At 72.6% G+C, this 12,456-nt stretch carries 10 protein-coding genes; 5 read left to right on the top strand and 5 right to left on the bottom strand.

The window, feature by feature from the left end:
• The first annotated feature begins 120 nt into the window (after positions 1-120).
• The 3 genes from K7I03_RS24845 (at position 121) to ybaK (ending at position 3,037) form a co-directional block, all read left to right on the top strand.
• Entirely contained in the window at positions 121-1,722 is a 1,602-nt protein-coding gene (locus K7I03_RS24845) for an oxidoreductase (RefSeq protein ID WP_185943635.1), read from the top strand.
• Between the two features lie 63 nt (positions 1,723-1,785).
• Positions 1,786-2,523, top strand: coding sequence for an LON peptidase substrate-binding domain-containing protein (locus K7I03_RS24840; protein ID WP_185943634.1), 738 nt, complete (start codon positions 1,786-1,788; stop codon positions 2,521-2,523).
• A gap of 16 nt (positions 2,524-2,539) precedes the next feature.
• Positions 2,540-3,037, top strand: a complete 498-nt coding sequence (gene ybaK / locus K7I03_RS24835) for a Cys-tRNA(Pro) deacylase (protein ID WP_185943633.1) — start codon at positions 2,540-2,542, stop codon at positions 3,035-3,037.
• 411 nt (positions 3,038-3,448) lie between these two features.
• On the opposite strand, the gene K7I03_RS24830 is transcribed toward ybaK, so the two are convergent.
• From K7I03_RS24830 to K7I03_RS24815, 4 genes are all read right to left on the bottom strand, one after another.
• Positions 3,449-4,072, bottom strand: a complete 624-nt coding sequence (locus K7I03_RS24830; RefSeq protein WP_185943632.1) for an ABC transporter permease — start codon at positions 4,070-4,072, stop codon at positions 3,449-3,451.
• A gap of 59 nt (positions 4,073-4,131) precedes the next feature.
• On the bottom strand, positions 4,132-4,968 hold the full coding sequence (locus tag K7I03_RS24825) for an ABC transporter permease (protein ID WP_185943631.1): 837 nt from the start codon (positions 4,966-4,968) through the stop codon (positions 4,132-4,134).
• Positions 4,969-5,026: 58 nt separating this feature from the next.
• Complete coding sequence (locus tag K7I03_RS24820) at positions 5,027-5,998, bottom strand: ABC transporter ATP-binding protein (RefSeq protein WP_185943802.1); 972 nt, start codon at positions 5,996-5,998, stop codon at positions 5,027-5,029.
• 270 nt (positions 5,999-6,268) lie between these two features.
• The gene (locus K7I03_RS24815; RefSeq protein WP_185943630.1) at positions 6,269-7,549 is read right to left on the bottom strand and encodes an NYN domain-containing protein; all 1,281 of its coding nucleotides are present in this window, start codon (positions 7,547-7,549) and stop codon (positions 6,269-6,271) included.
• A gap of 283 nt (positions 7,550-7,832) precedes the next feature.
• Here K7I03_RS24815 and K7I03_RS24810 point away from each other — a divergent pair, with 283 nt between their 5' ends.
• On the top strand, positions 7,833-7,994 hold the full coding sequence (locus K7I03_RS24810) for a hypothetical protein (protein WP_185943629.1): 162 nt from the start codon (positions 7,833-7,835) through the stop codon (positions 7,992-7,994).
• Between the two features lie 83 nt (positions 7,995-8,077).
• On the opposite strand, the gene dnaE is transcribed toward K7I03_RS24810, so the two are convergent.
• Positions 8,078-11,617 (bottom strand): DNA polymerase III subunit alpha, encoded by a 3,540-nt coding sequence (gene dnaE / locus K7I03_RS24805; protein ID WP_185943628.1) that lies wholly within the window; start codon positions 11,615-11,617, stop codon positions 8,078-8,080.
• A gap of 196 nt (positions 11,618-11,813) precedes the next feature.
• Here dnaE and K7I03_RS24800 point away from each other — a divergent pair, with 196 nt between their 5' ends.
• Positions 11,814-12,446, top strand: a complete 633-nt coding sequence (locus K7I03_RS24800; RefSeq protein WP_185943627.1) for a hypothetical protein — start codon at positions 11,814-11,816, stop codon at positions 12,444-12,446.
• The last annotated feature ends 10 nt before the right edge of the window (positions 12,447-12,456 follow it).

The raw sequence follows: 12,456 nt of genomic DNA, 5'->3' as shown, positions 1-12,456 counted from the left end.
AGTCGTCGCACGCTGCGTGTTCAAGGGGTCACCCACCGGGAATCGAGCCAGTACGCGGGGCCGGCGCCACGGGGGTGACAGGCGCCGGGCGCCGCCCGAGCGTGCGAGAGGGAGGGAACCGTGACCGCGTCACCCGACGGAGATCCGCCCCCCGGCCTGGAGCTCACCCCCGCCGAACGGGGCATGTGGCGGGCCTTCCGCTCCGGCACCACCCACGACCTGCGCACCCCGCACCCGGAGCGGAACGACCCCGACGGCCCGTACACCTGGGGCCCCGAGCGCAGTGTGCGGGCCCGGGTGATCGCGCTGCTGCTGCTCGACGGGCCGCCCGCGTTACCCGGCCGGGTGCCGGCGCTCAAGCTCAACGGGGTGCAGATCACCGGGCTGCTGGACCTCTCCGGCGGCACGGTCGTCCCCTACGTGGAGCTGCGGAACTGCCGCTTCGAGCAGCAGGTGCTGCTGCCCGAGTGCCGGTTCACCACCCTGCGGCTGGTCGGCTGCACCCTGCCCCGGCTGGAGGCCGCCCGGCTGCACACCGAGGGCGACCTGCACCTGCCGCGCTGCGTCGTCCGGCGCGGGATCCGGCTCAGCGACGCCCGGGTCGGCACCGACCTGCTGCTCAACCAGGCCGTGGTGCGCCGCGACCGGCGCGGGGTGTGCATCGCCGCCGACGGCCTCACCGTCGGCCAGGACCTCCAGGCCGAGCTGGCCAGGGCGTACGGGGAGCTGAGCCTGCGCGGCGCGAAGATAGGCGCCTCCCTCAGCCTGCGCGGCACCACCCTCAGCAACCCCTTCGGACGGCGGGCGCTCAACGCCCCGCAGCTCACCGTCGAACGCACCGTCTACCTCACGCCCGCCGCCGAGGACGGCCCGGTGGTGTCCGGTGCCACGCCCCCCTACGGGATCTCCCCGACCGGCCCGGCGTACGGGACGCGGCTGCGGAACTTCAGCTGCGAGGGCGGGATGCGACTGGACGACGGCCGGTTCGGCGACGCGCTCGACTTCAGCGGGGCGCGGCTGGCGCTCTCCGACGGCCAGGAGGTGTCGCTCCGCCGCATCCAGACGCCGGAGCTGCGCTTCCTCGGGCAGCGGCCGGAGCACGGGCGGGTGGTGCTGTCCGGCGCCCGGGTGGTCAACCTCGTCGACCGGTGGGAGAGCTGGCCGGGACCGGGCGGGCTGGTGATGGCCGGGTTCTCGTACGAGACGCTGATACCGCACGGCCCGTTCCCGCTGCCGCGGCGGCTGGAGTGGGTGTCCGCCGCGACGCCCGAGTACGCGCCCGAGCCCTACGAGTGCCTGGCCGCCTCGCTGCGGGACAGCGGCGAGGACACCGACGCCCGGGCGGTGCTGCTGGCCAAGCAGCGCCGCCGCCGCGAGACGCTGCCCCTGGCCGGGAAGGCGTGGGGCTACCTCCAGGACTGGACGGTCGCCTACGGCTACCGCCCCGGCCGGGCCGCCCTGTGGATGGCCGTGCTCTGGGCACTCGGCACCCTCTGGTTCGCCCGCCACCCCCTGCCGCCGGTCAAACCCCAGGAGTCGCCCACCTGGAACGCGGCGCTCTACACCCTCGACCTGCTGCTGCCCGTCGTCGACCTCGGGCAGGGCCAGGCGTGGAAGACCGAGGGGACGGGGCAATGGCTGGCCACGGCGCTGGTGCTGATCGGCTGGGTGCTGGCGACGACGGTCGCGGCGGGCGCGTCGCGGCTGCTGCGCCGGCAGTGACGGACCCCGGGGGCCGGGCGGGAGGGAGCGCTCCCGCCCCCGCAGGGCCTAGGCTTACCGGCTGTGACCACCGCGCGCCTGCCGATCTTCCCCCTCAACTCGGTGCTGTTCCCGGGCCTCGTCCTGCCTCTGAACGTCTTCGAGCAGCGGTACCGCGCGATGATGCGCCACCTCGCGGAACTGCCCGACGACGCCCCGCGCCGGTTCGGCGTCGTGGCCATCCGCGACGGCTTCGAGGTGGCCCACAGCGCCCTCGGCCTGCCGGCCGAGACCCGGCCGGAACCGGGCCCGGCGACGGGCTTCGGCCCGGACCCGCTCGCCGCGTTCCACGCCGTCGGCTGCGTGGCCGAGGCCGCGACCCTGCGGGAGCGGCCGGACGGCACGTTCGAGGTCCTGGCCACCGGGACGACCCGGTTCCGGCTGCTGTCGGTCGACGCCTCCGGCCCGTTCCTCACCGGCGAGACGGAGGAGCTGGAGGAACGTCCCGGCGAGGGGGCCGGCGCCCTGGCCTCCGGGGTGCTGCGGGCGTTCCGCGCCTACCAGAAGCGGCTGGCGGGGGCCAGCGAACGCACCCTGGCCGGCCGGCAGGACATCCCCGAGGAGCCGTCCGTCCTCTCCTACCTGGTCGCCTCGGCCGCCATGCTCGACGTCCCGGCCAAGCAGCGGCTCCTCCAGGCCCCCGACACCGCGTCCCGCCTGGCGGACGAACTGAGACTGCTGCGCACCGAGACCGCCTTGATCGGTAAGCTCCCCTCGCTGCCCGCGGTGGACTTCACCCGGCGGCCGACGAGTCCCAACTGAGCGGAGGCGACGAGGTTTGGCGAAGAAGGCCGCGGGCGCGTCGGGCGGCACCCCTGCCATAGTCGCCCTGGAGAAGGCGGGCGTCCCCTTCACCCTGCACGCCTACACCCACGACCCGGCGTCCGCCTCCTACGGCGAGGAGGCCGCCGACGCTCTCGGTGTGGAGCCCGGCCGCGTCTTCAAGACGCTGGTGGCCGAGGTCGACGGTGCTCTGACGGTCGCCGTCGTCCCCGTCAGCGGCTCCCTGGATCTGAAGGCCCTGGCGGCGGCGGTCGGCGGCAAGCGGGCCGCGATGGCCGACCCGGCCGCGGCGGAACGCACCACCGGGTACGTGCGGGGCGGCATCTCGCCGCTCGGACAGCGCAAGCGGCTGCCTACGGCGGTTGACGCGTCTGCTTTGGCGCATCCCACGATCCATGTGTCGGCGGGGCGCCGGGGGCTTGAGGTGGAGCTGGAGCCGCAGGTGCTGGCGGAGCTGACGGGGGCGAAGGTCGCGGAGATCGCGCGGGGGTGAGGGTGGGTGGGGATGCCCCGATCCCGCCCTTTCACCGTTTCTTGCGGGGGCTGCGCCCCCGCCCCCCGAAGCCGCGCTCCGCGCGGTTGTCCTCAAACGCCGGACGGGCTGAAGTGCGCGCCCAGGGCCGCACTATCCAGCCTGTCCGGCGTTTGAGGACAAGCGGCGGAGCCGCGAAAAGGGGGTCTGGGGCGCAGCCCCAGGAAACGGTGAATGGGGGTGCCCCCTCTGGGGGAGGGACCGGGGCAACACACCCCCTGGACGCCGACGCCACACCGCGCTACGACAGAAGCGCGACGCGTCACCGACCCGCCCACGAAAGGGCCCGCATGTCCAAGCGCACCCGCAAGCGCAAGTGGCGTCTCAAGAAGAACCGAGCGAACCACGGCCGTCGTCCGGCCTGAGCAAGGCTCAGCGAGAGGACACCCCGGGCCCGGCGCCCGCCTCCCACGGCGGGCCCGGCTCCGGATCCCGCGGCCCGAACGCCGCGGTAAGCAGCAGATGCACAGCCATCGCCGCGATCGGAAAAGCCAGCAGCATCCCCTTCGCCCCCAGCCGCAGCGGCGCGTCGAAGACGACTCCCTTGCCGACCGACCGGGCGTGGGCCGCCACGTCCGAGGCCGGTCCCATGTAGACCCCCAGCCGCCAGGCGAGCACCGACGCCAGCAGGGAGCCCACCGCCAGGGCGGCGACGACGGCGATGCCGCCGGCCCGCCGGAAGAGGAAGACCAGGCCCGCGGCCACCGCGCCGAACCCCAGGCCGAGCAGGGCGAACGTGCCGTCGGCGCCGATCGCCTGTTCGCCCTCCGAGTTCTTGAGGAACACCGCCCGGCCGTCGGAGATCAGCGGCACGTGCGGTGCCAGCCACACCCACAGCAGTCCGAACAGCGCCCCGGAGAGCGTGACGGCCGCGGCCACGACGCCGGCGGCGGGCAGTTCGGCGCGCACCGCGTCGAGGAGGGCGGCCCGGCCGCCGCGGCTCTCGTAGGAGGGGCTGCGCGGGGGCCGGTCGTCGGGGGTCAGTGGTGCGGTCACCCCGCCATCGTGCCAGGTCGAGGACGCGCCGTCGGCGGCAGGACGGGCATCGCGGCGCGTCACCGCACCGCCGCCCGGCGGTAGGCCCAGGTGGCGACGGCCAGTGAGACCACGCCGACGGCCGCGCAGACGCCGAGGTCCCCGGCGACCCGCAGCCAGTCGGGGTGCGCGTCGAAGCTGCGGGCGAACGCCTCCACGCCGTAGGTGGACGGCAGCAGGTCGCGGGCGAGGGCGATCGGCGCGGGCATGTGGGAGGCGGGCAGCACGCCGAGCAGCAGCGCCGCCGACATCCCGAGCTGCCCCAGCAGCGTCGCCAGTTCCTGCCGGGGGGCGAGCAGCCCGAGGGCGGCGCCCAGCCCGGCCAGGGCGGCTCCGGACAGCGGGATGACGCCGGCCAGCACCCACAGATGGGCCAGCGGCAGCTTGAACAGCACGCTCCCGATGACGGCGGTGACGGCCGTCCCGGGCACGGTGAACGAGGCGTAGGCACCCGCCGCGCCCAGCACCACGGCGGCAGGCGGCACGGGCAGCGTCGCGTAGTGGTCGAGCCCGCCGCTCGCGCGCAGCTGTCCGAAGTACTGGGCCAGCAGGTTGAGCGCGACGAACGCGACCACCAGCACGCTGGAGCCGGCCACGACGGCCCGCGCCTCGTCGCCGCCGTCCACGACGCCGCGCATCAGGATCATGATGCCGACGGACTGGAAGGTCGCCACGAACAGCAGCGGGATCCGCGCCACCCGGGCGCGGGAGAGCTGCGCCCGGTAGACGGCCGACAGCGCGGGCAGCAGCCGGGCGCGCGGCGCCAGCGGCGCGGGCTCCCCGCCCACGGGCCGGGGCCGGACCGCACCCCGCTCCCGTACCTTCCCGGACACCGCTTCTGCGGACACAGCACTCACGCGGAACGACTCCTGTTCGGTACGGGCGGGGGTACGGCGGCGGCCGTCCTGCGAGCCCTCACCCCTTCACCAGACCCTCCGCACGGCCGCCCAGCGCGAGGTACACATCCTCCAGGCTGGGCGTGGCGAGCGTGAAATCGTCGAGCGCGGCGAAGGCGGGGCCGCCGGTGACGGCGGCGACGGCCGCCCGGGCCTCGGCGTGGCCGAGCCGCAGCGACCAGCGGCGGCCGGTCTCGGTGGCGATGTCGCGGAGCGCCGCGACCTCGGGGACGTCGAGCGGCGGCGCGTCGCGCCAGACGAGGTCGAGCCGCACCTCGTCCGCGACGAGCTCCTTGAGTCCGGCCGGGGTGTCGCAGGCGATGATGCGCCCGCGCTCCAGCACGGCGACGCGGTCGAGGACGGTCTCGGCCTCGATGACGTTGTGGGTGACGAGCAGGACGGTCGCCCCGCGCTCGGCGCGCCGCCGGTCGACGGCGGCCCAGACGGCGCGCCGGGCGACCGGGTCCATGCCCGTGGTCGGCTCGTCGAGGACCAGCAGCGGGCGGTCGCCGACCAGGGTGGCGGCGAAGCAGGCGAGGCGGCGCTGGCCGCCGGAGAGCTTCTTCAACGGCCGGGCCGCGAGGGCCGTCAGTCCGAGTTCGTCGAGCACGGCGTCCCGCTCGGCCCGCGCCGCCCGCAGCCCCAGCCCGCGCAGCCGCCCGGTCGTCTCGGCGGCCAGCGCCACCGTCAGCTCGTCGAGCGCGCTGGACTGCTGCCCGAGATAGCCGACGAGCCGCGCCGCACGGTCCGGGTACCGGACGAGGTCGTGCCCCAGCAGCTCGACGCTGCCCCGGTCGGGGCGGAGGAGGCCGGTGAGCTGACGGACGAGGGTGGTCTTGCCGGCACCGTTGGGGCCGAGCAGCCCGAAGATCTCGCCCCGGTGGACGTCGAGGTCGATGCGGTCGCTGGCGCGGATCTCCTGGTCGGCCGGTCTTCCGCGACGACCGCGAGCGGCGGCGTATGTCTTGACCAGACCGCGCACCGAGCACACCACCGGCTCCCCGGCGTGCCCTGCCGCCTGCTTCACGCCCATCCTCACGAGCTATGAGGGTACGCGTACGGCGGGCGACGGCTGCGACGGGGGTACGGGGGTGTTGCCCCGGACCCGCCCTTTCACCGTTTCTTGCGGGGGCGAGCCCCCGCACCCCCGGGCGGGCTGGTCTCAGCCCGTCCGGCGTCTGAGGACGAGCGGCGAAGCCGCGACAAGCGGGGTCTGGGGCGCAGCCCCAGGAAACGGCGAAGGGGAGGGACCGGGGCACCCTCAATCGCCGGCAGGCGCGTGCTCCGCCGCCGTCCGCGCATCGATCTCGCGCCAGAACCCGGCGCGAATCGCGTACCGGTCCCGCTCATCGATCTGGTCGTCCTTGTGCGCCAGCAGCCCGAACCGCGCCGCATACCGCAGCAGCTCCCCGTCGATCCGGTGCGGGATCCGCGGATACTCGGTCGACAGGTGCTGCAGGTGCACGGAATCGGTGATCCGCTCGGTCCACCGCCGGGCGAACACCTGCCCCACCTCGAAGGGGTCACCGCCCACCGTGGTGATGTCCTCCTCCCGGTCGGCCCACCGCTGCTCCGCACTGGTGAGCTGGGCGAGGGTCGGGAGGGCGGCGATCTCGGGGGGCTCCCCGGAGCCGTTGCCGGGCCCCCGGTCGACCAGCCCCCGGTCGGAGGACCAGCGCAACGTCGCGTTCGGATGGCCGAGAGCGGGCGCCGCCGGCGCGGCCGCGCCGGCGGCGGGCCCCTTGCCGAGGACGGCGAGGTCCTTGGGTGTGGGCACGGTCCGTGTACCGGGGACCTCTCCCCGCTCGGGGCCGGCACCGGCGGCGGGCTCCGGCGCGGCCCGCACCCCGTTCCGTACGGGCTCCCGCCGCTCGGCGGACGAGGCCGGCGCCCCCACCCGGTCCCCCGCCCCGCCGCTCTCGGGCAGCGGCGCGGAGAGGATCGCCGCGATCTCCGGTTCGGCGGTGGGGGCGGGTGCGCAGGGCCCGGTGAGTTCGCGGGCGCGGACGGCGCGGGTGATCCAGGTGCGGTCGAGGACGCGGCGTTCGTCGGCTTCGGCGACGAGGTCCTCGGACTGGTTGTAGTCGCCGTCGGCGGCCTGGACGGCCCAGAGGTGGACGGCGACGCCGTGTTCCTTGGCGGACATCAGGCCGGGCAGCAGGTCGCCGTCGCCGGTGACGAGGACGATGTCGGAGCAGGCCCGGTTGCGGGCGAGTTCGGTGAGTTCGGCGTGCATGGCCGCGTCGACGCCCTTCTGGGCCCAGCGGCCGTCGGTGCGGGTGAGGGCGCCGAGCCGGACGGTGACCCGGGGCATGACGCGCAGCCGGCGGTGCTCGGGCTGGGGCACCCGGTCGGGGGCGCCGTCGAACCAGTAGATGCGCAGCAGGGGGCGTTGGGTGTCGTCCTCGGCGCGTTCGCGCAGGCCCTGGATGAGGGTGGTGTGGTCGACGGTGATGCGGGACCGGGCGGGCTCCCCGGCCAGCAGGCTGGCGGCGGCGCCCAGCAGGTACCCGGCGTCCACCAGGACGACGCAGCGGTCCACGGTGCACCTTCTCTCCGTATGTCCAGCATGTCCGGCATGTCGAGTGATGCGGTCGCCCCCGGCACGGCAGTGCCCCGGTTGTCACATGGCTTTCCCAGGAGTCTGCCCGACCGCACGGGGGTTATCAGTCCGAACTGGATCATCGGCGTGGCGGATACGGGGTGCGGCCGAGAAGTATCCCTGTCACACATGGTTATGGACCGAAATGCGGGTTTCGTCCGCGCGTGCCAGGGTGTTGTGCGGAGACACCGGGGGGCATCCGGAGTGGAGGCGAACAACGGCCATGGCCAAGAACAAGAAGCAGGACCGGAGTCAGCAGAAGGCGACGCAGGCCGAGCGCGGCCAGCAGCAGGCGCAGCAGTCGTCCATCGAGGCCCAGTCGACACGGGTGACGCCGGCGGACGTCGCCCACAAGAGCCGGCAGAAGCGCTTCGGCCACAACTGACCGACGCACGACCGGCGCCTCGACGCACGCGAGGGCGCGCCCGCGACAAGCGGGCGCGCCCTCCGTCGTACGCGACGGGACCGTCAGCCGGCCAGGCAGGACGGTCCGAGGAGCTGCTTCAGGTCACCGAACAGAGCGGGATCGGGGTTGACCCGGTGCCGGTCCAGCCGCAGCACGGTCGTCTTGCGCGCGCCCTGGAGCTTGATGCGCACCTCGGTGGAGCCCCGGTGATGGGTGAGCACCTGGCCGAGCCGCTCGACCAGCGGCGGGGTGACCTTCACCGTGGGGATGGAGATGATCACGGGGGCGTTCGTCCCCGCGTTGGACAGGTCGGGGACCATCAGCTCCATGGCGACCAGCCGCGGGATGTCCTCCCGCTTGTCCAGCCGGCCCTTGACGAAGACGACGGCGTCCTCGACGAGCTGGGTGGAGACCAGCTGGTAGGTGGCGGGGAAGAACATGCAGTCGATGGAGCCGGCCAGGTCCTCGACGGTGGCGATGGCCCAGGCGTTGCCCTGCTTGGTCATCTTCCGCTGGAGGCCGGAGATGATGCCGCCGATGGTGACGATCGCGCCGTCGGAGTAGTCGCCGCCGGTGAGCTGGCTGATCCCGGCGTCCGCCTTGTCGTTGAGGACGTGCTCGATGCCGAAGAGCGGGTGGTCGGAGACGTAGAGGCCGAGCATCTCGCGCTCCTGCGCGAGGAGGTACGACTTCTCCCACTCGACGTCGGAGAACTCCACGTCCAGCCCGAAGCCGGGCTCGCTGCTGTCCTCCTCGCCCATGCCGCCGAAGAGGTCGAACTGCCCCTCGGCCTCCTTGCGCTTGACCTGCACCACGTTGTCGATCATCGGCTCGTAGTGCGCGGTGAGGCCCTTGCGGGTGTGCCCCATCTCGTCGAACGCACCGGCCTTGATCAGCGATTCGACGGTGCGCTTGTTGCAGACGACCGCCTCGACCTTGTCCAGGAAGTCGGGAAACGAGGTGTACTTCCCCTTGGACTTGCGGCAGCGGATGATCGAGTCGACGACGTTGGCGCCGACGTTCCGGACGGCGGTGAGGCCGAAGAGGATCACGTCGTCACCCTGGGCGGCGAAGTTGGCCTCGGACTCGTTGACGTTCGGCGGGAGCACCTTGATGCCCATGCGGCGGCACTCGTTGAGGTACGTCGCGGACTTGTCCTTGTCGTCCTTGACGGAGGTGAGCAGCGCCGCCATGTACTCGGCCGGGTGGTTGGCCTTGAGGTAGGCGGTCCAGTAGGACACCAGGCCGTACGCGGCGGAGTGCGCCTTGTTGAACGCGTAGCCGGCGAACGGGACCAGCACGTCCCAGAGCGCCTGGATGGCCTCGTCGGAGTAGCCCTTCTCGCGCGCGCCCTTCTGGAAGAGGACGAAGTTCTTCGCCAGCTCCTCGGGCTTCTTCTTGCCCATCACGCGGCGGAGGATGTCGGCCTCGCCGAGCGAGTACCCGGCGATGATCTGGGCGGCCTTCTGGACCTGCTCCTGGTAGACGATCAGGCCGTAGGTGACGGCCAGGACCTCCTGGAGCGGCTCCTCCAGCTCCGGGTGGATCGGCGTGATCTCCTGCTGGCCGTTCTTGCGCAGCGCGTAGTTGGTGTGCGAGTTCATGCCCATCGGGCCCGGCCGGTACAGGGCGGACACGGCGGAGATGTCTTCGAAGTTGTCGGGCTTCATCAGCCGCAGCAGGGACCGCATGGGCCCGCCGTCGAACTGGAAGACGCCGAGGGTGTCACCGCGCTGGAGCAGTTCGAAGGTCGTGGGGTCGTCGAGCGGCAGGCTCAGGAGATCGATGTCGATCCCCTTGTTGGCCTTCACCATCTTGACGGCGTCGTCCATGATCGTGAGGTTGCGCAGGCCGAGGAAGTCCATCTTCAGCAGGCCGAGCGACTCACAGCTCGGGTAGTCCCACTGGGTGATGGTGACGCCGTCGGAGTGCCTGACCCAGACCGGGACGTGGTCGGTGATCGTCTCGCTGGACATGATCACGCCGGCCGCGTGCACACCCATCTGGCGGACCAGGCCCTCGACGCCCATGGCGGTGTCGATGACCTTCTTGACGTCCGGCTCGTTCTCGTACATCGCCCGGACCTCGCCCGCCTCGCTGTAGCGGGGGTGGTTGGGGTCGGTGATGCCGGAGAGCGGGATGCCCTTGCCGAGGACGTCGGCGGGCATGGCCTTGGTGATGCGGTCGCCCATGGCGTACGGGTAGCCGAGGACGCGGGCCGAGTCCTTGATCGCGTTCTTGGCCTTGATGGTGCCGTAGGTGCCGATCATGGCGACCTTGTCGGCGCCGTACTTCTCGGTGACGTACCGGATCACCTCGGAGCGCCGGCGCTCGTCGAAGTCGATGTCGACATCGGGCATCGAGATGCGCTCGGGGTTGAGGAACCGCTCGAAGATCAGGCCGTGCGGGATGGGGTCGAGGTCGGTGATGCCCAGGGCGTAGGCGACGATCGAGCCGGCCGCGGAGCCTCGGCCGGGGCCGACGGCGATGCCCTGCTTCTTGGCCCACATGATGAAGTCGGCGACCACGAGGAAGTAGCCCGGGAAGCCCATCGAGATGATCGTGTCCATCTCGTACTCGACCTGCTTCATGCGGTCCTCGGGGATACCGCCGGGGAAGCGGCGGTGCATGCCCCGCATGGTCTCCTCACGGAACCAGGTGACCTCGGTGTAGCCCTCGGGGATGTCGAACTTGGGCATGAGGTTCTTGGCCGTGAACATGCCGTCGATGTTGATCTGCTCCGCGACCAGGCGGGTGTTGGCGCAGCCCTCCTGCCAGGCGTCCGAGGAGTCGATGGCGTACATCTCCTCCGTGGACTTCAGGTAGTAGCCGGAGCCGTCGAACCGGAAGCGGTCCGGGTCGGAGAGGTTCTTGCCGGTCTGGATGCAGAGCAGGGCGTCGTGGGCCGCGGCCTCGTGCGCGTAGGTGTAATGGGAGTCGTTGGTGACCAGCGGGGGGATGCCGAGCTTCTTGCCGATCTCCAGCAGGCCGTCGCGGACCCGGCGCTCGATCTCGATGCCGTGGTCCATCAGCTCCAGGAAGTACCGGCCCTCGCCGAAGATGTCCTTGTAGTCCGAGGCCGCCTTGATCGCCTCGTCGAACTGGCCGAGGCGGAGCCGGGTCTGCACCTCGCCGGACGGGCAGCCGGTGGAGGCGATCAGGCCCTCGGACCACTGGGAGATGGTCTCCTTGTCCATCCGGGGCCACTTGGTCAGCCAGCCCTCGGCGTACGCGTCGGAGGACAGCCGGAAGAGGTTGTGCAGGCCGGTGACGTCCGCCGCCCAGATCGTCTTGTGCGTGTAACCACCCGAACCGGACACGTCGTCCCGCTTCTGGTGCGGCTGGCCCCACTGGATGCGCCGCTTGTTCCGCCGGGACTCGGGCGCGACGTACGCCTCGATGCCGATGATCGGGGTGATCTCGGCCTTCTTCGCCTGGTGGAAGAAGTCGTAGGCGCCGTGCAGGTTGCCGTGGTCGGACATGGCGATGTGCGTCATGCCCATGTCCTTGCAGGCGGCGAACATGTCCTTCAGCCGCGCGGCGCCGTCCAGCAGCGAGTACTGGGTGTGGACGTGCAGGTGCGTGAAGGGCGGCTTGCTCACGGTGGAGGACCTCCGGCGGGACGGATGGGGGCGGGCGAGAGTCGGCAGTCTTGAAGGTTACCGGCCCGTCCCGGGCGTCGAGCCGGGCCCGGGAGTCACCCACGCCACGGGCGACCCTTCGCACACACATTCGAGTATCACCCGCATGAATCGTCCTTTAAGCAGCGCTTACCGCAGAACGTGCCAGACTCGCCATATGGACATATCCGCAGCACCGGCGCGGGCCCTGCGGGCGGCCCTGTTCACGGCGCTGTGCGTGCTGCTGTCCACCTCCTCCCACGTCCTGCTGTCCGGCCGGCAGCTGCCCGCAGCCGTCGTCGCCGCGGTCACGGCGGGCGTCTACGCCGCGGCCTGGGCGCTGTACGGCCGCGAACGCGGGTACGGGCGCACGGCCGCCCTCCTCGTCCCCCTGGAGCTGGCCGCCTCCACCGTCTTCACCACCGGCCAGCACACCTGCTACGACCCCGCCGGCCGGCCCCTGCCCGGCGCCCTCACCCTGATCTGCGGCGGAGGAGAAGTGGGCGGCCCGCTGGCCCGGGTCGCCGGCCCCGGCACCGTCCCCTGGCTGCTGCTCGCCGGGCACCTCGCGGCCGGCCTGCTGGCCACCGCCTGGCTCGCCCGCGGCGAGGCGGCGCTCGGCCGGCTGGTACGCGCCGCCGGCGCCGCCGCGTTCCGCCCGCTGCGCCTGGCCACGGCCCGCACCGCCCCGGCCGCGCGGGTGCCCGCTCCCACCCGCCCCGCCGTGTACGTCCCCCGCACCGGCGCACGCCCCCTGCTCCTCCACTCCGTCATCCGCCGCGGCCCCCCGGCCCAGGCCGCCCCCGCCTGACCGGAAACCC

The organism is Streptomyces mobaraensis (genome assembly GCF_020099395.1).
In the GTDB taxonomy this organism is placed as follows: domain Bacteria; phylum Actinomycetota; class Actinomycetes; order Streptomycetales; family Streptomycetaceae; genus Streptomyces.
This window is presented reverse-complemented; position numbering and strand designations above follow the sequence as displayed.